This is a genomic window from Caballeronia sp. GAFFF2, assembly GCF_023631485.1.
Lineage (GTDB): Bacteria > Pseudomonadota > Gammaproteobacteria > Burkholderiales > Burkholderiaceae > Caballeronia.
On the sequence record NZ_JALQDA010000008.1, the window covers coordinates 91,475 to 112,378 of the forward strand.

19 protein-coding genes are annotated in these 20,904 nt (G+C 62.0%); 6 read left to right on the forward strand and 13 right to left on the reverse strand.

All coding sequences use genetic code 11. From position 1 onward, the window contains the following. Positions 1–145: 145 nt before the first annotated feature. From tal to NCT04_RS05250, 6 genes are all read right to left on the reverse strand, one after another. Positions 146–1,099, reverse strand: coding sequence for a transaldolase (gene tal, locus NCT04_RS05225; RefSeq protein WP_244827503.1), 954 nt, complete (start codon positions 1,097–1,099; stop codon positions 146–148). A gap of 210 nt (positions 1,100–1,309) precedes the next feature. Next, the gene (locus tag NCT04_RS05230) at positions 1,310–1,615 is read right to left on the reverse strand and encodes an energy transducer TonB family protein (protein WP_250464169.1); all 306 of its coding nucleotides are present in this window, start codon (positions 1,613–1,615) and stop codon (positions 1,310–1,312) included. Position 1,616: 1 nt separating this feature from the next. After that, positions 1,617–2,819, reverse strand: coding sequence for a benzoate/H(+) symporter BenE family transporter (locus tag NCT04_RS05235; RefSeq protein WP_250464170.1), 1,203 nt, complete (start codon positions 2,817–2,819; stop codon positions 1,617–1,619). Positions 2,820–2,832: 13 nt separating this feature from the next. Continuing rightward, positions 2,833–4,008: a vWA domain-containing protein gene (locus tag NCT04_RS05240; RefSeq protein ID WP_244827506.1), complete on the reverse strand. Its 1,176-nt coding sequence runs from the start codon at positions 4,006–4,008 to the stop codon at positions 2,833–2,835. Positions 4,009–4,033: 25 nt separating this feature from the next. Next, complete coding sequence (locus NCT04_RS05245; RefSeq protein WP_244827507.1) at positions 4,034–4,624, reverse strand: GNAT family N-acetyltransferase; 591 nt, start codon at positions 4,622–4,624, stop codon at positions 4,034–4,036. Between the two features lie 22 nt (positions 4,625–4,646). Next, complete coding sequence (locus NCT04_RS05250; protein ID WP_244827508.1) at positions 4,647–5,489, reverse strand: AAA family ATPase; 843 nt, start codon at positions 5,487–5,489, stop codon at positions 4,647–4,649. Between the two features lie 396 nt (positions 5,490–5,885). Here NCT04_RS05250 and NCT04_RS05255 point away from each other — a divergent pair, with 396 nt between their 5' ends. Beyond that, positions 5,886–6,251, forward strand: a complete 366-nt coding sequence (locus NCT04_RS05255) for a c-type cytochrome (RefSeq protein ID WP_061121774.1) — start codon at positions 5,886–5,888, stop codon at positions 6,249–6,251. Positions 6,252–6,347: 96 nt separating this feature from the next. Beyond that, positions 6,348–6,728 carry a c-type cytochrome gene (locus NCT04_RS05260; RefSeq protein WP_244827509.1) on the forward strand — a complete coding sequence of 127 codons (381 nt, stop codon included), beginning with the start codon at positions 6,348–6,350 and terminating at the stop codon, positions 6,726–6,728. 96 nt (positions 6,729–6,824) lie between these two features. Here NCT04_RS05260 and NCT04_RS05265 read toward each other — a convergent pair whose 3' ends face one another. From NCT04_RS05265 to rsxB, 3 genes are all read right to left on the reverse strand, one after another. Next, complete coding sequence (locus NCT04_RS05265; protein WP_250464171.1) at positions 6,825–7,256, reverse strand: DUF1841 family protein; 432 nt, start codon at positions 7,254–7,256, stop codon at positions 6,825–6,827. Positions 7,257–7,357: 101 nt separating this feature from the next. Next, positions 7,358–8,002 (reverse strand): endonuclease III, encoded by a 645-nt coding sequence (gene nth / locus NCT04_RS05270; protein WP_244827511.1) that lies wholly within the window; start codon positions 8,000–8,002, stop codon positions 7,358–7,360. After that, entirely contained in the window at positions 7,999–8,820 is an 822-nt protein-coding gene (rsxB, locus tag NCT04_RS05275; RefSeq protein ID WP_250464173.1) for an electron transport complex subunit RsxB, read from the reverse strand. The genes nth and rsxB overlap by 4 nt, the downstream gene beginning before the upstream one ends. Positions 8,821–9,180: 360 nt before the next feature. On the opposite strand from rsxB, the gene NCT04_RS05280 reads away from it, so the two are divergent. Further along, on the forward strand, positions 9,181–9,813 hold the full coding sequence (locus tag NCT04_RS05280) for a TetR/AcrR family transcriptional regulator (protein WP_244828000.1): 633 nt from the start codon (positions 9,181–9,183) through the stop codon (positions 9,811–9,813). Between the two features lie 112 nt (positions 9,814–9,925). On the opposite strand, the gene NCT04_RS05285 is transcribed toward NCT04_RS05280, so the two are convergent. Together NCT04_RS05285 and NCT04_RS05290 are read right to left on the reverse strand one after the other, a co-directional pair. Next, positions 9,926–11,197: a polyhydroxyalkanoate depolymerase gene (locus tag NCT04_RS05285; RefSeq protein ID WP_250464175.1), complete on the reverse strand. Its 1,272-nt coding sequence runs from the start codon at positions 11,195–11,197 to the stop codon at positions 9,926–9,928. Positions 11,198–11,544: 347 nt separating this feature from the next. Beyond that, a complete protein-coding gene (locus tag NCT04_RS05290; protein ID WP_250464177.1) occupies positions 11,545–13,419 on the reverse strand; it encodes a glycoside hydrolase family 15 protein in 1,875 nt (624 codons plus the stop codon). Positions 13,420–13,824: 405 nt separating this feature from the next. On the opposite strand from NCT04_RS05290, the gene NCT04_RS05295 reads away from it, so the two are divergent. Beyond that, positions 13,825–14,073 carry a hypothetical protein gene (locus NCT04_RS05295; RefSeq protein WP_250464178.1) on the forward strand — a complete coding sequence of 83 codons (249 nt, stop codon included), beginning with the start codon at positions 13,825–13,827 and terminating at the stop codon, positions 14,071–14,073. A 65-nt stretch (positions 14,074–14,138) separates the two neighbouring features. Here the strand turns inward: NCT04_RS05295 and NCT04_RS05300 are convergent, their stop codons facing one another. Continuing rightward, positions 14,139–14,291, reverse strand: a complete 153-nt coding sequence (locus NCT04_RS05300; RefSeq protein WP_244827516.1) for a DUF3096 domain-containing protein — start codon at positions 14,289–14,291, stop codon at positions 14,139–14,141. Between the two features lie 170 nt (positions 14,292–14,461). On the opposite strand from NCT04_RS05300, the gene NCT04_RS05305 reads away from it, so the two are divergent. Both NCT04_RS05305 and NCT04_RS05310 read left to right on the forward strand, forming a co-directional pair. After that, on the forward strand, positions 14,462–15,805 hold the full coding sequence (locus NCT04_RS05305) for a lactonase family protein (protein ID WP_502800654.1): 1,344 nt from the start codon (positions 14,462–14,464) through the stop codon (positions 15,803–15,805). 275 nt (positions 15,806–16,080) lie between these two features. Then, the gene (locus NCT04_RS05310; RefSeq protein WP_244827518.1) at positions 16,081–17,148 is read left to right on the forward strand and encodes a transporter; all 1,068 of its coding nucleotides are present in this window, start codon (positions 16,081–16,083) and stop codon (positions 17,146–17,148) included. Between the two features lie 6 nt (positions 17,149–17,154). On the opposite strand, the gene NCT04_RS05315 is transcribed toward NCT04_RS05310, so the two are convergent. After that, a complete protein-coding gene (locus NCT04_RS05315; RefSeq protein WP_250464182.1) occupies positions 17,155–20,835 on the reverse strand; it encodes a DNA translocase FtsK in 3,681 nt (1,226 codons plus the stop codon). Between the last annotated feature and the right edge of the window lie 69 nt (positions 20,836–20,904).

Sequence of the window (20,904 nt, forward strand, 5' to 3'; positions counted from 1 at the left end):
CGAGCGTTTATGGAAACTGGGAAAAGGTCAATTTAGGTCAAAATAAACGGGAATAGTGCGTTTACAGAAACACTGACCCATGACAACAAAATGGCGCAGTGTGAGTGCGCCATTTTGTTGTACTGCATGCGGGGAAGCGCCCGGCTTATTGAAGCGCGGTAATCAGCTTTTCGAGCTTTATTGCATCGGCAGCGAACGCGCGAATACCTTCCGCGAGTTTTTCGGTGGCCATGGCGTCGTCGTTGACGAGGAAGCGGAAGGTCGGCTCATCGACGCTGATCTTCTCGACGTTCTCGTTCTTGACCGAATCCGCGGAGAGCTTGCGCTCCACCTTCTCGTCGCTGTCGGCGAGTTTCTTCAGGAGATCGGGGCTGATGGTCAAAAGATCGCAACCCGCGAGTTCCGTGATCTGGCTCACCGTGCGGAAACTCGCGCCCATGACTTCCGTCTTGTAGCCGAACTTTTTGTAGTACGCGTAGATGCGGCGCACCGACTGCACGCCCGGATCGTTAGCGCCGCCCATTTTCGCTTCGTCCCATTCGGCGCCCGCCGACTTCTTGTACCAGTCGTAGATGCGGCCGACGAACGGCGAGATCAGTTGCGCACCGGCTTCCGCGCACGCGACGGCTTGCGCCAGCGAGAACAAGAGCGTCATGTTGCAGTGGATGCCTTCCTTTTGCAGCACCTCGGCCGCGCGGATTCCTTCCCACGTGGACGCCAGCTTGATCAGCACGCGGTCCTTCGAGATGCCCGCTGCGTCGTACAGCTTGATGATTTCGTGTGCCTTGTCGATTGAGCCTTTGGTGTCGAACGAAAGGCGTGCGTCGACTTCGGTCGATACGCGGCCCGGAATGATCTTCAGAATCTCGGTGCCGAACGCGACGAGCAGATTGTCGATGATCTGACCCATCGGCTTGTCCTTGTGCTCCTTGACGGTCTTCTCGAGCAGCGGCTTGTAGTCGTCCTTCTGCACGGCCTTCAGGATCAGCGACGGATTGGTCGTGGCGTCCTGCGGCTTGAACGCGACGAATTGCTGGAAGTCGCCGGTATCGGCGACGACGGTGGTGTATTGCTTGAGCTGGTCGAGAGCGGATGTCATGTCGAGTTGTCGGCGCAATGCGCCTTGTCAATTGCGGTGGCCCGCGGTTTGCCCTTGAACGCGACGCCGCACGCGATGCTTCGGCTGCGGCGCGCCCCTGATTTCTGACTTCATCATTCTAGTCCCGCGCACGGGTTTCACGCTTGAAAGCGCGCACGCGGCATGCCCGGCTTCGACCGGAGCTGCACGGCGCGGTTCCTTACAGCGCGGTCACTCGATGCTGTACGCCAGCTCGTGCCAGCGCCGCACCGTGCCTGAACCGATCTGCCCGCGTGGAAAGCGCATGGCGCGTACTTCCTTGAGGGCGCGCGCGTCCTTGGCCGTATCGCCGCAACTTTTTTTGAGCACGACATCCTGGACGGTGCCGGTGTCGTCGAGCAGGACGCGAACGATCGTCTTGCGCTTTGTCGCGCCGGCGGAGATGCCGCGCGCCAGTAATTTGTCGATCAGAGACATGACGGTGATGCAGAAGTAGTTGCAATGTCTCGGCCAGATAATGCCGGCCGATACCGTCATTTTAGGCGCTCGGCCGGCGCGCATTAAGGATCAGATGCGTCACGACGCCCGCGATTAAACCCCAGAATGCGGAGCCGATCGACAGCAGGGTCAGCCCGGAAGCCGTCACCATGAACGTGACGAGCGCCGGCTCGCGCTGGCGCACGTCGTGCATAGCGTTGGCGAGTCCGCTCATGATCGAACCGAAAAGCGCGAGCGCCGCGACCGAAACGACCAGCGCTTTCGGGAACGCCGCGAACAGCGCCGCAATGGTCGCACCGAACGTGCCCGCGACGAGATAGAAGATGCCGCACCAGACCGCCGCCGTGTAACGCTTGTCGCGATTTTCATGCGCTTCGCGGCCGGTGCAGATAGCGGCCGTGATCGCCGCGAGATTGACGCCGTGCGAGCCGAACGGCGCGAGCAGCAAGGAAGCGATGCCGGTGGTCGAAATGAGCGGCGCGGAAGGCGTGTCGTAGCCGTCGGCGCGCAAGACGGCGATGCCCGGCACGTTTTGCGAGGCCATCGCCACGATGAAGAGCGGAATGCCGATGCTCACGATTGCCGAGACGGAGAACGACGGCATCGTGAAAACGGGGTGTGCGAGCGCCACATGGAAGCGCGAAAAGTCGAGCAGTCCGAGCGAACCCGCGACGGCGATTCCGGCGATGAGCGTCGCCGGAATGGCGTAACGCGGCGCCAGGCGCTTGGCGATGAGGTAGGTGAAGAACATCACCAGCACGAGCGCCGTCTGCATTTGCGCCGCTCGAAAAATCTCGATGCCGATTTCGAACAGAATGCCCGCAAGCAAGGCTGCGGCGATGCCCGACGGAATGCGCTTCATGAGCGTGTCGAACCAGCCCGTCACGCCGACCGCGGTCAGGAGCACCGCGCACACGATGAACGCGCCGATGGCCTCGCCATACGCCACGTTCGGCAGCGACGAGATGAGCAAGGCCGCGCCCGGCGTCGACCACGCGACGACGATAGGCGCGCGATAGCGCAGCGACAAGCCGATCGTGCACAGCGCCATGCCGATGGAAAGCGCCCAGATCCACGACGAAATCTGCGCGTCCGACAGATGCGCGGCCTGGCCCGCCTGGAACATCAGCACGAGCGAACTGGTGTAGCCGGTCATCATCGCGACGAAGCCGGCGACGATGGCGGAAAGGGAGGTATCGGCAAGCGGGCGAAGCGGGGCGGGCGTGGAGGAAGAGACGTTCATGCGTGGTGGATGGTTATTTGGACAGCGCGCGCATCGCGCTTTCGAGGCCTGCCATGGTGAGCGCGTACATGCGGTTGCCGAGGACATGGCGGATCGCGGAAACGGACTGGCGATATTCCCACAGCCGCTCGGGCTCCGGGTTCAGCCACGCATGATGCGGGAACTGATCGGCAAGACGCCGCAGCCACACCGCGCCGGCTTCGGCGTTGTTGTATTCGACCGAGCCGCCCGGTTGCAGCACTTCGTAGGGACTCATGGTGGCGTCGCCGACGAAGATCAGCTTGTAGTCCGGCGTGAACTTGTGCAGCACGTCGAAGGTCGGCGTGCGTTCGGCATGCCGGCGCCGATTGTTCTTCCACAGATAGTCGTACACACAGTTGTGGAAGTAAAAGAACTCGAGATGCTTGAACTCGGCCTTCGCCGCCGAAAAAAGCTCTTCGACGCGCTTGATGTGATCGTCCATGGAGCCGCCGACATCGAGCAGCATCAGCACTTTCACTTTGTTGTGGCGCTCCGGCACCATCTTCAGATCGAGCCAGCCGGCGTTGGCTGCCGTGCTGCGAATGGTGTCGGGCAAATCGAGTTCGTCCGCGGCGCCTTCGCGCGCGAAGCGGCGCAAGCGTCGCAAGGCGACCTTGATGTTGCGCGTGCCGATTTCCACCTGATCGTCGTAATCGGCATAGGCGCGCTCGTTCCACACCTTGACCGCGCTGCGCTCGCCGGGCGAATCGCCGCCAATGCGGATGCCTTCCGGGTTGTATCCGCCATGTCCGAATGGCGACGTGCCGCCCGTGCCGATCCACTTGTTGCCGCCTTCGTGGCGGTCCTTTTGCTCGTCGAGCAGTTCCTTCAGGCGCTCCATCAGCTTGTCGATACCGCCCATTGCCTCGATGCGCTTTTTCTCTTCCGGCGTGAAGTCGCGTTCGAGCCGCTTCTTGAGCCAGTCGAGCGGAACCTCGAAGGCTTCGTCGGGCAACTCGGTGATGCCGTGAAAGTACGCGCCGAACGCGCGGTCGAACTTGTCGAAGTACTTCTCGTCTTTGACGAGCGCCATGCGCGCGAGGAAATAGAACTCGTCGAGCGAGGGCGAGATGACCTGGGCCTTCAGCGCTTCGAGCAAGGTCAGGTATTCCTTGACCGAGACGGGCAGCTTCGCGTCGCGCAGCGAGTAGAAAAAGTCGATCAGCATGGCGCGCTCTCCATAGCGAGGTGAATCAGCGGTCGAGCCGATACTTCAGATGCGCGCGCACCGCGGGCCATTCCGACTGAATGATCGAGAACACGACGGTATCGCGCAACACGCCGTCGCGTCCTATCTGATGGTTGCGCAGAATGCCGTCTTGCTTCGCGCCAAGCCCCGCAATGGCTGCACGCGAGCGGTGATTCATGAAATGCGTGCGGAACTCGACGGCGATGGCATCGAGCCTTTCGAAGGCATGCGTGAGCAGGAGCAGCTTGGCTTCGGTGTTGAGCGCGGTGCGCTGCACGCGCTTTGCATACCACGTATGGCCGATTTCCAGCCGCCGATGCGTTTCGTCGACCGCGAAATAGCGCGTGGAACCGACGACATCGCCGGTCTTCGCATCGATCACCGCGAAGGGATGCGCGCCAAGACGGTCGCGCATGTCGAGCGCTGTATCGATATATGCGCGCGTCTTGTCGGGCGACGGCACGAAGGTGTACCAGAGTTTCCACAACTCGCCGTCGGAAGCAGCGGCCGTGAGCGCGGCTTCGTGTTCGACGGTGAGCGGCACGAGCTTGACGTGCTCGCCTTCGAGCGTGACGGGTTCGATCCAGCGGCTCATGCGTGCTTTTTCCAGGGCTTGGTTAGCGGTTGTTGCGGTTCATGAACAGAAGCCGCTCGAATAGCGCGACGTCCTGTTCATTCTTCAGAAGCGCGCCGTGCAGCGGCGGCACGATCTGCTTTTGATCAGTCGAGCGCAGTGCTTCAGGCGGGATGTCGTCGGCGAGAAGCAACTTCAGCCAGTCGAGCAGCTCGGAGGTGGACGGCTTTTTCTTCAGGCCCGACACGTTGCGCAGTTCGAAGAAGCTCTGCATCGCGGCGGCGAGCAACTCCTGCTTGATGTCCGGGTAATGCACTTCGACGATTTCTTTCATCGTCTGCGCATCCGGGAACTTGATGTAGTGGAAGAAGCAGCGGCGCAGGAACGCGTCAGGCAGTTCCTTCTCATTGTTCGACGTGATGATGACGAGCGGCCGATGCCGCGCCTTCACGAGTTCCCGCGTCTCGTAGACATAGAACTCCATGCGGTCGAGTTCGCGCAGCAGGTCGTTCGGAAACTCGATATCGGCTTTGTCGATCTCATCGATCAGGAGCACCGTCTGTCGATCCGCTTCGAAGGCCTGCCACAGCACGCCCTTGACGATGTAGTTGCGGATGTCCTTCACGCGCTCGTCGCCGAGTTGCGAGTCGCGCAGGCGCGAGACGGCGTCGTATTCGTAGAGGCCTTGCTGGGCCTTGGTGGTCGACTTGATATGCCATTGCAGGAGCGGCATGCCGAGCGCGCTTGCCACTTCCTCGGCAAGCATGGTCTTGCCGGTGCCGGGTTCACCCTTGATGAGGAGCGGGCGTTGCAGCGTCACCGCGGCGTTCACCGCGAGTTTGAGGTCGTCGGTCGCGACGTATTGCGATGAGCCTTCGAAACGCATGACGAAGTCCGGTGAGGAAAAAAATCCCAGTATAAGTCAGAAGACCTTTTGGCATCGGGGCTTGCCGGGTATCGTGTGAGCCGCTTCAGGCACGCCGGAGCACGCGCGCCGGCCCTGCATCCGAAGTCGGGCGAAGTCAATCGGAATGTTTGTGCAGGGACCAATTGTCGCAGGCGGGTTAGCTGCTTTTCAGCCGATTCCCCTTGTCAGCAGGGCTTTCGCGCGATCTCCCCTTGTGGACGGTGGGGAGGTCGCGCGGTACAATTAGCCCGATTTTTTTGGCCTGCGTGGCTAAATAGCGAAAACAGTCCCGAGAAGGTTGTGATGCGCTCGGCGCGGCCTTGGCCCCAAGCGGTAGAAGCGCGCCGGATTTCCCCTCATGCTAGGTTAGAAGCTATGAACAATTTTGTCGGCAAATGTGCCGTGATTGCAGCGCTGTCGGGTCTTGCCGGCTTCGCGACCCAGGCGTCGGCCGACGTCGTGGGCAACGCAAAGGCCGCTGAGGGCAAGGTCGCGATGTGCATCGGCTGCCACGGCATACCCGGCTATCGCACGGCGTATCCCGAAGTTTATGAAGTGCCCATGCTCGGCGGTCAGAACGCGCAGTACATCGCCAATGCGCTGCATGCCTACAAGAAGGGCGACCGCCACTTCGACACCATGCGCGCCATCGCGACTACCTTGTCCGATCAGGACATCGCCGATATTGCCGCGTACTACGCCGCGCAAACTCCCCAATCGAAGAACAATCCCGACAAGTGATCCGTGCTTTTTAGCGTTTGACTCGATGCGACGCGCGCGCACTCATGCGCCGACGTCGATACGGCAATCCGGTATTGCATGGACACAGGAGAATTCATGATGCCCTCTCAGGCACTCCACACAAGCTTCAAGGCGGCATGCGCGGCAGCGGCGCTCATCGGCATGGCGGCGTTGAATGTTGCGCACGCGGCGGACGTCGGCAACGGCAAGGCACTGTCCGAGAGCCACAATTGCTCGGCCTGCCACGGCCCCAACCTCAACAAACCAGTGAGCGGTGAGTATCCGCGTCTCGCGGGTCAGCATGCGAGCTATATCTACTGGGCGCTCCGGCAGTATCAGATTGGCGGCGGTAATCCGAATTTCGGCCGCAACAACGCCATCATGGCGGCGCAGGTGCAGAACCTGTCGCAGAGCGACCTGAAGGATCTCGCGGCTTATATCGAATCGCTCGACGGCAACCTCGTGCTGAAGAAGTAAGCGCGCTTCGGTTCGTTCGCATCAAACGAAACACCCCGCATCGAGCGGGGTGTTTTGCTTTGTCGCGCGGCTTCGAAGATGTTTAGTCCGGCGAAGTTAGTCCTTTGAAGCTCGACGCTCGATGAGCGCGAGGTATGCGTCGGTATCCGGCGGCGTGTTGCTGCGCTGCGCTTCCCAGATCACCTGCCCAAGGCATTCCATGATGGCGTGCTGCGCCTCGTGCGTGGAACCGAGCCGCGCGGCCAGTCGCTCGTGCGCTCGACGAATGCCAGGCGGCTGATCGATCGACAACTGTTCGGTGATCGCAAGATGCATCGACAGATGCAGAAACGGGTTGCTCTGGCCGCGATCGGGTGAATAGTCCGCGCCTTGTGCTTCCGGATCGATGAGCGCGTCGTGATATTCCGGATGCTCGCGCATCCAGTCGGCGGCCATGCTTTCGAGCGGCGTGAGAATCTCGCTCGCGCGCTCCTTGCGCCAGGTTTCGGTGAAGAACTGACGAACTTCGTCGCGGCTAGGGTTGAACATAAGGTATTGATTCGATTGCGGGATTCAGACCGCTATTGTAGAGCTAGGGGTAGGAGTTCTGCTTGAGCGCTGGGGCACCTGGCGCTTGGCTGCCCGGCGATTCAAACCACCGGCGCCGGCGTCTTCGGCCGATATTCGCAAAGCGGCTCGATCGCGCAATGCCAGCACTCCGGCACGCGCGCCTTGCAGACGTATCGCCCATGCAGAATCAGCCAGTGATGCGCGTGCTGCAAAAATTCAACCGGGACATACTTCTCCAGCGCGGTTTCGACCGCCCGCACGTCCTTGCCCGGCGCCAGTCCCGTCCGATTGGCGACGCGAAAGATATGCGTGTCGACGGCAATGGTCGCTTGCCCGAACGCAATATTCAGCACGACATTCGCTGTCTTGCGTCCGACGCCTGGCAGCGCTTCGAGCGCCTCGCGATTGTCGGGCACTTCGCCGCCGTGTTGCTCGATCAACATCCGGCACGTCGCGATCACGTTCTTCGCCTTGGTCCGATACAGCCCGATCGTGCGGATATAGTCCGTCACGCCTTCCTCGCCGAGCGCAAGCACTTTCCCAGGCGTGTTGGCGACGGGGAACATCTTGCGCATCGCCTTGTTGACGGAGACATCGGTGGCTTGCGCCGAGAGCATCACGGCGATCAACAGTTCGAATGGCGTCGTGTATTCGAGCTCCGTCTTCGGCTCCGGGTCGATGCTTTGCAACGTTTCGAAGATGGCGCGGCGCTTTTTGGCGTTCATCGTGAGTTAGGGGGATCGTTGTTCGCGTCTTCCTGCATGGCGAGCCGCCGGCGGCGCTCCTCGGCGGCATCGATCTGCGCTTGCACGGCGGGGCTTACGTTGTCCGTGTTCTTCGGGCCGGTGCCTGCGCGCGCCATCTCTTCCTTCTTCTTGCGTGCGCGGTCGAGCGCGGCCTGAATGATCGCGCGTTTCCTGGCTTCGGGGTCGTCGGCTTGCGCGGCGGCGCTTGCGGCTGCTTCAGGCCGTGCGGAAGATCCCGCCGCTTGCGCCCGACGCGCCGATGCACGCACTTCGGCCGCCGCGCGCTCACGTTCGTCGCGCGCCACGCGCCGGTCGTGACGCTCGCGCGCCGCGTCGGCTTCCGGTTGAGACCACGCATTCCAGCCGGTGGCGTCGCCGGTCACGGGAATCATCGTGATGCAATCGACGGGGCAGGGCGGCACGCATAGATCGCAACCCGTGCACAGTTCGGGAATGACCGTATGCATCTGTTTCGCCGCACCGACGATTGCATCGACAGGGCACGCCTGCATGCAAAGCGTGCAACCGATGCACACGTTCTCGTCGATCACGGCAACGGGACGCGGACGTTCGACGCCATGCGTGGTGTCGAGCGCAATCACGGGCTTGTCGAGCAATCGAGCGAGCCGCGCGATGCCTTGTGCGCCGCCTGGCGGGCACTGGTTGTAGTTTGCATCGCCCGCGGCGATGGCTTCCGCATAAGGCCGGCAGGCGGGATAGCCGCACTTGGTGCACTGGGTCTGCGGCAGCAAATCTTCAATGCGCTCGGCGAGCGTCTTTGAAACGATAACGGTCACGAAGGGGTCGCGATATGGCTTGGGGAGTCGAGGCAGGGAGGAGCGCAAGAACGGCTCGACCACAATCAAACACGTATGACGGTTGCTCGCTGCCTGCATTCGGCGCGCTTATTCCGCTTTTGACGACGGTACGCGCTCGGGTTTAGGCGTCATTATCGCCGAAGTCGCAAATAGTCGTGCTGCGAACGCTTAATCCCAATTGCCAATGACGTGGCGATGTGCGCATAATCAAAGCGCTTTACCGTTTGACCGCAGGACGGTGTTCCCCAATAACCATGGGCAGCGCCCGTTCACGTCATGTACCCAAACGCGGGCCGCGTGACGCTCATCCGGACAACGCGGCTCCTGAATCATGCCACCATGAATCAGCCGAAAATCAAAAGAGATCCTGAAGGCACCCGTCGCCGTATCCTGCTGGCTGCTGCAGAAGAGTTTGCAGCGGGAGGACTGTTCGGCGCGCGCGTCGATCAGATCGCGCGCCGGGCCGAAACCAATGAACGCATGCTCTATTACTACTTCGGCAGTAAGGAGCAGCTTTTCACGGCAGTGCTTGAACACGCCCTCGGCTCGCTGGTGGAAGCCGAGCGCACGCTCGACCTCGACGGCGTGGCGCCCATCGAGGCCATCACGCGCCTTGCCCATTTTGTCTGGGATTACTACCGCGATCATCCGGAATTGCTGAGGCTGATCAACAATGAAAACCTGCACGAGGCGAAATACATCAAGAGCTCGAATCGCACGCGCGAACTGATCTCGCCCATGCTCGAAACGGTCACCGCAATTCTGGATCGCGGCCAAAAAGCCGGGCTTTTTCGAAACGATGTCGACCCGTTGAAGTTCTATATCACGCTGTCGGGGCTCGGCTACTACATCGTATCGAATCGATTTACGCTCGAAGCTACATTTGGACTCGACTTTAGCGAAACGTCGCAGCGCGAACAAATGGTGCGGATGAATACGGAATTGCTGCTCGCGTTTTTGACGCGTCGTTAATCGTCTGACACGCGGCCAATAAAAAGTCGCGCCTGGAAACGGGCGCGACTTTTTCGTCTTTTACGGAACCGGTTCTATGAACCGGCGCGTAGTCGAACTCGGTCACTGAATCTCAGGCCGGCACGGCTTCCTTCTTCGGCGCCTTGTCGTGTTCGAGAATGAACTCGCGCAGTTGCGGATACACCATCGTGCGCCAGCGGCGTCCGGAGAAGATGCCGTAGTGACCAGCTTTTTCCGCCGTGAAGTGCCGCTGATTCTGCGCGGGAATGCCCGTGCAGAGATCGTGCGCGGCGCGTGTCTGACCGCTGCCGGAGATGTCGTCCAATTCGCCTTCGATAGTGAACAGGGCCGTCGCCGTGATGTCTTGCGGGCGCACGCGCTCGCCGTTCACGTCCCACGTGCCTTCGGCAAGACGGAACTCCTGGAACACGATACGGATGGTCTCCAGGTAATACTCGGCGGCCATGTCGAGCACGGCGTTGTACTCGTCATAGAAACGGCGATGCTGCTCGGCGTCGTCGTCGTCCCCGCGAAGGAGGTTCTGATAGAAGTCCCAGTGCGCGGTAAGGTGGCGCTCCGGATTCATCGCGACGAATCCCGCGTGCTGCAAAAAGCCCGGATACACCTTGCGGCCCACGCCCGGATAATTCGCCGGCACCGTATAGATGACGTTGTTCTCGAACCACTCGTAAGAGTGCTCGTTGGCGAGCGAATTGACCGATGTCGGGCTGCGGCGCGCGTCGATCGGGCCGCCCATCATGGTCATGGTGCGCGGCGTGTCCTCGCCGCGGCTCGCCATCAGCGAAATGGCGGCAAGCACCGGCACGGTCGGCTGACACACCGAAATGACATGCAGGTCCTTCGCACCGATATGGCGGATGAACTCCTGAATGTATTCGACGTAATCGTCCAGATGGAACGCGCCATTTTCGACCGGCACCATGCGCGCGTCCAACCAGTCGGTGATGTACACCTTATGGTCTTGCAAAAGCGTGTTCACGGTGTCGCGCAAGAGCGTTGAATGGTGGCCGGAGAGCGGCGCGCACACCAGCACGATAGGCTCGTCCTTCAACTTGGTGACGGTGGCGCTGTCGTCGGCGAAGCGCTTGAAGCGCAGCAGACGGCAAAACGGCTTTTCGACAACCGTCTGCTCGACGATCGGAATGTTATGGCCGTCCTTCACGATCTGGTGAATGTCGAACTGCGGCTTTTCGTAGTCTTTGCCGAGCCGGTACAGCAATTCGTAGCCGGCCGCAAAACGGCTCGCGCCGGGAACATAGGAAAGTGGGCTCGCCGGATTCACAAACGACTTCGATGCGGCCTGGGCCCAGGCGGTGAGGGGCGACAACATGGCCCGCTGAACTTCGTGGATTTGGTAGAGCATGGTTGCCCCGTGAAAAACCGGTCTGCGTGTCGATCCCGGCAAGACTTCCGGCGATCAGGCTCAACGACGCTCGATAATCCCCGCGTGCGGCGGGCTGTCGCCGCACGCGAGGCACTGTCTCTTCCCTTACTACTAACGTCTGATGCTTGATACTGGGCAACTTCTGGGCATTTAACGACACGCCCGGCTCGGAGCTTGAGCCGAAGCAGAATTTTCTGCGCAACAAACGCACGATTCCACTAAACGGTTAAAAATACCAGCTTTTGCTTCGCTACGCGCAACAGTTAAATTTTGTGCGTTGCACCAATCTTAACTGCATGGCATTCGTATTCCAAACACGACTTTGCCTATTTCTTGGCCATCGCGGCTTCCAGTGCTGGATTTGCCTTGAGATTCCCGTCTTTCGAGTCGCCAGCAGGTTGACCCGTCGCTTCGGCCATCTCTTCTTCGTGCCGCATCAGATTCATGCCGGTGTGCACCAGCGCCACGTGCGTGAAGGCCTGCGGAAAGTTGCCAACCATGCGCTTCGCTATCGTGTCGTACTCCTCGGCCAGAAGGCCTACGTCGTTGGCGAGGCCGACGAGACGCTCGAACATCTGATGCGCCTCATCGAGCCGCCCTTGCAGCGCGAGGTTGTCGACCAGCCAGAAGCTACAAGCCAGAAACGTGCCTTCTCCAGGCGGCAGACCATCGGCGACTTCGGTCGTGTGATAGCGCTTGACCAGCCCATCGTGCGTCAGAGTGGTTTCGATTGCATGTACGGTTCCGGCCACTCGCGGATCAACGGGCGGCAAAAAGCCGAGCAACGGGATCAGAAGGAGGCTCGCATCGAGCGCATCGCCGTCATACGTCTGCGTGAACGAATTGATTTGCGGATTCCAGCTTCTTGCGCAGACGGCGGCATGCACGCGCGCGCGCATCTCGCGCCAATGATCCACCGGACCTTCCAGATCGAACTTTTCCGCCGATTGAATCGCGCGGTCGTAGGCCACCCACGCCATCACCTTGGAGAACGTGAAATGCTTGCGGCCGCCGCGCACTTCCCAGATGCCTTCGTCGGGCATCTCCCAGACGGTGTCCAGGTGCTGAAGCATGGCGCACTGGATCGACCATGCGGTTTCGTCGCTTTGCAGGCCACCGACGCGCGCGAGATGCAACGCGTTCATCACTTCGCCATAGACGTCGAGCTGCAACTGATTGACCGCGCCATTGCCGATGCGCACCGGTTGTGCGCCTTCGTAGCCCGGCAGCCAGGGAATCTCGTATTCGGGCAGACGCCGCTCGCCCGCGATGCCGTACATGATCTGCACCTGATCGGGCGAACCCGCCATCACGCGGCCCAGCCACGCGCGCCAGGCGCGGGCTTCGTCGTAGTAGCCGCCGCGCATCATCGCGAGCAGCGTGATGGTCGCGTCGCGCAGCCAGCAATAGCGATAATCCCAGTTGCGCGTGCCGCCGAGCTGTTCGGGCAGCGACGTTGTCGGCGCGGCAACGATGCCGCCGGTCGGCTCATACGCCAGCGCCTTGAGCGTAATGAGCGAACGGCGTATGGCGCTGGCCCACTTGCCCTTGAGTTCACTTTGGCTAGACCATTCGCGCCAGTAATTTTCGGTGCGTGCGAGTTGCGTGTGCGGATCGTGCGCGGGCGGCAGCCGCAAATGCGATTGCGAATAGCACAGCGAAAAGGGCACGCGTTCGCCCGCGCCAACGTCGAAGTACGCGGTCGTGCGCATGTTCTCGCCGACGAGATCCACGGGCGTGCGCAGCACGGCGAGATCGGGACCGGCAATCGCGCGAATGCCGCTCGCGTCGGGCAGGCGGCTGACCCACGGAATCGCCGAGCCGTAGTCGAAGCGCAACACCAGTTCCATCTTCATGCGCACCGAGCCGCGTTTGCCCACGACGATGCGCACCAGTTCCGAGTGACCATTGCGCGAAGGCATGAAGTCGACGATCGTCACCGCGCCATCGGGCGTCTCGAAGTCGGTTTCGAGGATCAGCGTGTCTTCGCGATAACGACGCCGGATGACCGGCGCTTTACCGTCGGGCATTTCCGGCGCGAGCAGCCATCGGCCATGTTCGGGTGTGCCGAGCAACGCCGAAAAACACGAGGCTGAGTCGAAGCGCGGCCAGCAGAGCCAGTCTACGGAACCGTCACGAGAAATAAGTGCTGCGGTGTGGCCGTCGCCGACCATGGCGTAATCTTCGATCAATGCTGGCATGCGGACATCTTCCTGCTGGCGGCGCCCGAGAGCGCCGGGGTTGGAATGAGAACGACAGAGACGTGTAATACGCAATACGCGAACCCTTGGTCTGGCCGCATTCTGCCGCATTCTGCCGCATTCGTTCACGGTGAGCAGGAAACCGGGCGAACGCTCCTCTATCGCAGCGGCAACGGCGCGTCCCGCAGGGCTGGCGGAAACGCCCGCGTGACTCGCCGATGAAAACTTGCCGGAACGATCGGCCAATGTTTAAATGAAGTCTTACGAACGGCCTTCAGGTCGCGTCGTTCAACTGCGCGTCGGGACCATGTCGCGCTGTCATCGAACCTTCTTTCGCACCACGGTCTCACGCTTCGCACGTCGCATACCGGTTCATCACTTCGTGATTTCGGGGAACAGGACACCATGCACAATCCGTCGAAAGCTGACTGCATCGCCATTCTTTCCGCAGCAAGCCGGTTGAGCGAGCCCGACACTTTGCTCGCGCTCGATCCCGGACATCTCGGTTTGTCGCGCAACGCGATGGAAACCGCCGCCGTCTTTCTCACCGAGCGCGGGTGCTTCAGCGGCTATTCCTTCGACGCGGCGGGCGTCGCGGTAGGCGCGCTGTCCTTGCAAGGCCGCTTGCGGCTGGAACAACTCGCCAACGGTTGAAACGCGAAGACTTTCGCGTCCAATCCTAGGACATGCGCGCGGTTCAAGCCGCGCGCATGCGTTCGTCAGAAATGCGCCGAGCCCATGCCGAATAGCCCGATCAGTCCAATCACGATCAGATAGATCGCGACGATGAAGTTCAGCAGTCGCGGCATCACGAGGATGAGAATCCCGGCGATCAGCGACACCAGCGGCCCAAGGCTTACGTGAATGTTCATCGCAGCAACTCCTTTTTGTTGTTGGTTCGAATGGTTGGGTTTAGCCTGTTGCGGTTTGCCCGGTGGCACGGTGGGAGCAAAACTTGCTCGCGCCACGCCAGCCAGACGATGCCGCAGCCGTTCGCGCATCGCCCTCGATAACAAGCATCAGAAGACGATGAGGAGCTTTCATGCACCCGAGCCATCCGTTGCCGGAACGGTTGTCCGCCGTCGCGGCGAGACGCACGTCGCAAGTGCCGCGCCCGCTACAGAATACGCTCACGAGTTCGCTCTTGGCTTCATTCAAGCCGCGTAGGTGGGCCCGGGGTTTCGCGTTGATCCTGTCGATCGCGGCCACGCATGCCGTGGCGCAGACGCCCGCAAGCGCGACGCCGGCCGCGGGCGCCAGTGGCGTTGCGGTTTCATCGGGCGGCGAGGTGCTCGATCTGCTCATCGGCACTTACACGGGCGGCGGCAAGAGCGAAGGCATCTATGTTTATCGCTTCGATACCGGCAATGGCGAACTGACGCGCGTCGCGTCGGCGCAGACGGTGAACCCGTCGTATCTCGTCGTGAGTCGCGATCACAATTACGTGTATGCCGTGAACGAACTGCCCGGCGACAACGGCCCGGCTTCGCAACGCGGCGGCATCAGCGCGTTTCGCTTCGACCGCGCAACCGGCCAGTTGAGCTTTTTGAACCGCGTGTCGGCGGATGGCAACGACCCGTGTTACCTCGCGCTCTCGCCGGATGGCAAATATCTGCTGACAGCCAATTACTCGGTGGCCGCCAATCCCGGCGGCAGCTTCGCGGTGTTTCCGATCAACGCCGATGGTCACGTCGGCACCTCCGTGCTGACGGTGCATCACGAAGGCAACGGGCCCGTGAAAGGGCGGCAGGACAACTCGCACGTTCACTCGACCGTGTTCTCGCCCGATGGCAAATATCTCTTTACGCAAGACCTGGGCGTCGACAAGGTGTTCGCGTACCGCTACACGCCCGATGGCAGCCGCGGCCTGTTCGGTCCGACCGATGCGCGTTACACGCCGATCAAGGCTGGTTCGGGCCCACGGCATCTGATTTTCGATACCGGCGGCAAGCATGCGTATCTCACGACCGAAATGAACGCGTCGGTGCTCGTCTTTTTCTATCGCGACGGCAAACTCAGCGAAACGCAGAGCGTGCCGATGACCGCGCCCGGCTTCAAAGGCAAGATCGGCGGCGGCGCGGTGCATCTGTCGCCCGATGGACGCTTTCTGTATGCGACCAATCGTGGCGACGCGAACGAGCTCGTCGCGTTCGCGGTCGATCCGAACAACGGCCATCTCAAGCTCTTGAAACGATATCCGACGCTCGGCAAGACGCCGCGTGAGTTCGCGATCGACCCGAGCGGGCGCTGGCTCATCGTCGGCAATCAGGACAGCGACAGCGCGTTCTTCTTCCGGCGCGATCCGGCATCGGGCGAACTGGCATCGGATCCGAAGCGGCTTTCTATCGGCTCGCCGGTCGATTTCAAGTTCGTCTCGCCGTCTTGAGAAGTTTTGCGCGGTGCGTTGTCGATCGCGGCAATGGTCCGTTCCAGGCTTTCGTCACGTGACCGACACGCGAAGCCGTCACGGTTTCATCTCTGTGCACGGTCTTCGCGCTTCTCATGCGGCCCGTGCAACCGATGGCAACGGCGGCGTTGTGTTCTTCCGGGTCCGCCACGAGTTCTAGTACGATGCTGCGTCGGCTCGCGCAGCCTGGCATTCGGAACCGAAAGGTATCCTGATGAAATCGAAAGACAACGGAAATTGCAGGGAAAGCAAGATTGAACACGACTTACACTTCCGGCCGCGCCGGGCGTCCCGAACCGGGCCCGCAGCCTGACAAGAACGAAGCGGCGCCGCCCGGCTTTATCAGCGCGTTTCGCTTTGCGGGCGGCCAGGCGCTGCGGCTTTCGTGGGACGAAGCGCGCGATGCGATCACGGGCGACGGACCGACGTGGCTCCATCTCTCGGCCAACGACGATACCGTCGAAGGCTGGCTCGAAGGCGTGAGTTCCATGCCCGATGTCGCGCGCGAATTTCTGAACGGCGAGGACAAACGTCCGCGCGTGCACATGGGACCGAATTTCATGTACGGCGTCGTCGCCGACTTGGAGCTCGTCGCGGCGACGCCCGCGGGCGCGGAGCCGGGCGCACGCGAGGCGATTCGCGCGACCGGCGCATTGCGCTTTTACGTCGACCGCAACCGCATGATTACGGTGCGCGCGCGTCCCTTGCAGTCGACCGACCGGCTGCGTCATGCCGTGCTCGAAGGCGCGATGTTCCGCGATACCGTCGATCTTTTCGCGGGTCTGATCCGCGCGCTCAACGAGACCTTCGCGGACCGTATCGATGAAATCGGCGACCGTCTCGACGATGTCGAAGAGGGCGTGCTCGAAGGAGGCCATTCGAACTGGCGCGTCGAACTCGGCGTGGTGCGGCGGCGGCTGGTGGAGGTCAAGCGCTTTATCGACCCCGAGCGTAACGCGCTCACGCAACTCGTGACGCGCCGGCTTGAATGGGCCGAACCGCGCTCGATGGAAGCGCTCGTGCAAGCCATTCAGGTGCTCAACGGATTGGGCGGCGGGCTCGAAGGACTCTACGAGCGCGCCAAACTCTTGCAGGACGAAATCGCCGCGCTGCTTTCCGAGGACATCAACCGCAAGCTCTTGTGGCTCGCGATCATGTCCGCGTTGTTATTGCCCGCCACGCTCGTGACGGGCATCTTCGGCATGAACGTCGCGGGCTTGCCGGGCACGCACAATCCCGCTTCGTTCTGGGTGGTGGTCGGCGTGATGGCGGGCTGCGCCGCCATCACGATCTTCCTGTTGCGCCGCTTGCGGCTCTGGTAAAAACGCTTAGTCGGCCGGGCCCGGCGGTGCGAGCACCTCGCGATTGCCGTTGCTGCCCATCGAGGAGACGAGCCCGGCCGTTTCCATCTGCTCGACAAGCCGCGCCGCGCGGTTATAGCCAATACGCAGTTGCCGCTGCACCGACGAAATCGACGCGCGCCGTGTGCGCAACACGAACGCGACGGCTTCGTCGTAGAGCGGGTCGGCTTCGGCCTCGGGCGTTTCGCCGAACAGGTCTGGCGACGCGCCTTCGGACGTCGGCCCGGACAGAATGCCTTCCTCGTATTCCGGCTCGCCAAACTGCTTCAAATATTCGACCACGCGATGCACTTCGTCGTCCGCGACGAACGCGCCGTGTATGCGTTGCGGGTAGCCGGTGCCGGGTGGCAGGAACAGCATGTCGCCTGCGCCGAGCAGCGATTCCGCGCCCATCTGATCGAGAATCGTGCGCGAATCGATCTTGGACGACACCTGAAACGCCACGCGCGTCGGAATGTTGGCCTTGATGAGACCCGTGATGACATCGACCGAAGGCCGCTGCGTCGCGAGAATCAGGTGGATGCCGGCCGCGCGCGCCTTCTGCGCAAGACGCGCGATCAATTGTTCGATTTGCTTGCCCGCGACCATCATGAGGTCGGCCAGTTCGTCGATGATCACGACGATGAGCGGCAGCGTCGATAGCGGCTCGGGTGCATCGGGCGTCAAGGAAAACGGATTCGTGAGCTTCTTGCCGGCCGCTTCGGTGGCGCGGATTTTTTGATTGAAGCCCTGCAGATTGCGCACGCCCACCGCCGACATCAGCCGGTAGCGCTTTTCCATTTCGCCGACACACCAGTTGAGCGCGTTCGACGCGAGCTTCATGTCGGTGACGACGGGTGCGAGCAGATGCGGAATGCCTTCGTACACGGACAGTTCGAGCATCTTCGGGTCGATCATGATGAGGCGCACGTCCTCAGGCGTCGCCTTGTAGAGCAGCGAAAGGATCATCGCGTTGATCGCGACCGACTTGCCGGAGCCCGTCGTGCCCGCGACCAGCATGTGCGGCGCCTTGGCGAGGTCGGTGACGACCGGATTGCCGACGATGTCCTTGCCCATCGCGATGGTGAGATTCGACTTCGATGCGCGGTACACGTCCTGTTCGAGAATCTCGGACAGACGGATCATCTGGCGTTTTGCGTTCGGCAGTTCGAGGCCCATGCAGGTTTTGCCGGGAATCGTTTCGACGACGCGGATCGACGTGAGACCGAGGCCTCGCGATAGATCCTTCATGAGGCCGACGATCTGACTGCCGCGCACGCCGAGCGCCGGGTCCACTTCGAAGCGCGTGATGACGGGGCCAGCGGACGCGCCGACAACCGTGACGGGCACCTTGAATTCCTGCAGCCGTTGTTCGATTAGCTGGCCGGTTTCGGCGAGTTGCTGTTCGGAGACGGGTTCGGCGTCTTCGGATGCGGGTTCGAGAAGGTCGAGCGTGGGCAATTCAACTGCGGATGCGTGCGGCGCGTGGAATTCGAATTCGGTAGGCGCGAAGCCGCGTACCGGCGGGCGCGGGGCGCTTGCTGGCGACGTTGTTGCGGCGGGTGGCGCTTCGGCTTCGGCCTCTTGCAGCGGGACGGCGATGGGGAAGCGCACGATGTTCGATGGCTTTTCCGGCGCGTCGAGGGCTTCCTCGCGCGCGGTCTCGTGGACGGGAGACGTCGAAGCGCTTTGGATCGATTCGTCTCGAAGCGACGCGGGCGCGTGCCGCACGGTGTCGTCGCGCGGCAACGCGGGTGCGCTTTGGCCGGTTTCGTCGCCAGGCAACGTGGATGTGCTTCGGAATGTGTCGTCGGGAGGCAATGCCGTCGCGTTTCGCACGGGATTCGCAGCAGACGGAGCGGGCTGATCGCGAGCATCGTCGAATGTGTCCGCGAGCGGCGGCGGCTCGTCCATCGGCAGGAACGACGGCAGAGGAGGTGGCTCGTATCTCGGCGACGATGACGGCTCGTCCAACCACGGCGGTGTAGGTGTTTCGGTGTGACGCGTTGGCTCGACCAAGTCAGGCTCGGCGTGCTCCGGCGTGAACTCGCGATGAATCGGTGGCGTAGCGGGCGTTGCGGGCGCGTCCAACGAAACCGCTGCCGGCGCTTGCGACGCAACGTTGGCTCCCATGCGTGAGAAAACAAGCGTGCTTGCCCCAACGGAGGTGGCATCGTCTGAAATGGCGCTGTTCGCGTTCAGACCGCCATCGATCAACGTGTCCGCTGGCTTCGGAGAGAAGTCGACAGGTTCCGTACTCGTTGGCGCTCGCGTTATGGCGTCGCTCGCAGATTGCGATGCGACTTGCGAGCCAGACGCTGCGGCCATATCCGCCACCATCGCTTCAGGTTCACGCGCGAGCCCCGTTCCGGCGAGCGACGTCCATAACGCGGCGTTCTCCTCGATAGACCGCAGCGTCGCCTGAACGGACTCGGGCGGTGGAGGTGGTTCGAGCGGCGAAAGTGCCGAACGCGCCAGCGCGTCGGCGGGCGTTGGCAGCGAACGCCCAGCAAAGTCACGCGTGGCCGTTGTTGCGGTCGGACGAGCGGGCGGCGCGCGCCGCACGAGCCCGGGCGAAGTCTGCCCCGCACTACTTTGTGCGGGCATCGGACCGCGTGCATTGCCTCCTGCCGATACTGAAGCGGTGCCGCCCCGGGCCAGTGCAGCCGATGCAGCCGGAGCAGCCGGAGCCGCACCCGCCCGAGAAACATTCCCGCGCGGCTCGACCGCAACCGATGAGGCAGTACTGCGCGACGCAGAAGCCGCAGCCATTCCCGCGGAAGTTCGCGCCGACGCTGTCGGGCCATTCGCGCCTTGTGCCGGCCGCGCCCCCGGCGACACCGAGGCACGCGGCTGCGTGGACGGATTCAACCATCCACCGGGCGCGACCGGCTCGATGGGCATCGGCCGACCGGACGCGCTCTCCGCTTCGAACGCGGATCGGCTGAGACGCACGGCGGCATAGTTGGTCGACGCGGTGTTCCTCGCTGACGCCTGATCGCGATTCGCGCCGCTCTTGCCGATAGAAGGGGGACGCCACGCGGTAGGCCGCCGATAGCGTCCGCGTTGCTTGCCGGTCGGCAAACCGAGCGTGGGCTCATCCTGCGGCACGCGCACGGACGAGGCATCGAAACGATCCGCGCCGATGCCGCGCACGGGGATCTCGCGCGTCGTCTTGTTCTTGTCGCGCGCACGACGCTCGAACCAGCCGGATGCATCCCGTCGCCCACGGCGTTCCTTCTTCGGCTGCGGTTCGCGCTCGTTTTTTTCGGGTGGTGTCAGCCAGCTCTTCGGCAAATCGAAGCCGAACGCTTCATCGAACCAGATCAGCACCGAGCGCCACGAGAACTCGACGAGCCACGGCGCGAACATTGCCAGCACGAGGGCCGCAACGGCAATCGCGCCAGCCGGATAAGCCAGATTGACGAGAAGCAAGGCAAGCGCCCGACCACCGCGATTGATATTCGCCTGCGTTTCGACGCCACTTGCAAGCAGGCCTTCGAGCACGCTGCTCGACAGCAATACGCAGAAGAAGCCGACCCACAGCCGGATCGTGCCGGGGCCGCGCAGTCCGCTGCCGCTCGGGAGCACCGATTTCACGATGCGCCAGAGGAGTGGAAGGATCCAGACGACTGATGCACCGAACCAGCCGAGAACTACCATTTGCATGCTAGAGATAGAACCAATGTTGGGTGAGACGTATGAGACAGGACCAGACTCGCTGCCGGCTTCGGACGC

Bases quoted from the DNA above. Each gene is read 5' to 3' on its own strand.
- NCT04_RS05255 (WP_061121774.1), top strand. From the start codon at position 5,886: ATGAACAATTTTGTCGGCAAATGTGCCGTGATTGCAGCGCTGTCGGGT.
- NCT04_RS05240 (WP_244827506.1), bottom strand. From the start codon at position 4,008: ATGCTGATCGACTTTTTCTACTCGCTGCGCGACGCGAAGCTGCCCGTC.
- NCT04_RS05250 (WP_244827508.1), bottom strand. From the start codon at position 5,489: ATGCGTTTCGAAGGCTCATCGCAATACGTCGCGACCGACGACCTCAAA.
- NCT04_RS05305 (WP_502800654.1), top strand. From the start codon at position 14,462: ATGCACCCGAGCCATCCGTTGCCGGAACGGTTGTCCGCCGTCGCGGCG.
- NCT04_RS05285 (WP_250464175.1), bottom strand. From the start codon at position 11,197: ATGCTCTACCAAATCCACGAAGTTCAGCGGGCCATGTTGTCGCCCCTC.
- NCT04_RS05230 (WP_250464169.1), bottom strand. From the start codon at position 1,615: ATGACGGTATCGGCCGGCATTATCTGGCCGAGACATTGCAACTACTTC.
- NCT04_RS05300 (WP_244827516.1), bottom strand. From the start codon at position 14,291: ATGAACATTCACGTAAGCCTTGGGCCGCTGGTGTCGCTGATCGCCGGG.
- nth (WP_244827511.1), bottom strand. From the start codon at position 8,002: ATGAACGCCAAAAAGCGCCGCGCCATCTTCGAAACGTTGCAAAGCATC.
- NCT04_RS05235 (WP_250464170.1), bottom strand. From the start codon at position 2,819: ATGAACGTCTCTTCCTCCACGCCCGCCCCGCTTCGCCCGCTTGCCGAT.
- NCT04_RS05245 (WP_244827507.1), bottom strand. From the start codon at position 4,624: ATGAGCCGCTGGATCGAACCCGTCACGCTCGAAGGCGAGCACGTCAAG.
- NCT04_RS05265 (WP_250464171.1), bottom strand. From the start codon at position 7,256: ATGTTCAACCCTAGCCGCGACGAAGTTCGTCAGTTCTTCACCGAAACC.
- NCT04_RS05260 (WP_244827509.1), top strand. From the start codon at position 6,348: ATGATGCCCTCTCAGGCACTCCACACAAGCTTCAAGGCGGCATGCGCG.
- NCT04_RS05280 (WP_244828000.1), top strand. From the start codon at position 9,181: ATGAATCAGCCGAAAATCAAAAGAGATCCTGAAGGCACCCGTCGCCGT.
- NCT04_RS05290 (WP_250464177.1), bottom strand. From the start codon at position 13,419: ATGCCAGCATTGATCGAAGATTACGCCATGGTCGGCGACGGCCACACC.
- NCT04_RS05315 (WP_250464182.1), bottom strand. From the start codon at position 20,835: ATGCAAATGGTAGTTCTCGGCTGGTTCGGTGCATCAGTCGTCTGGATC.
- tal (WP_244827503.1), bottom strand. From the start codon at position 1,099: ATGACATCCGCTCTCGACCAGCTCAAGCAATACACCACCGTCGTCGCC.
- NCT04_RS05295 (WP_250464178.1), top strand. From the start codon at position 13,825: ATGCACAATCCGTCGAAAGCTGACTGCATCGCCATTCTTTCCGCAGCA.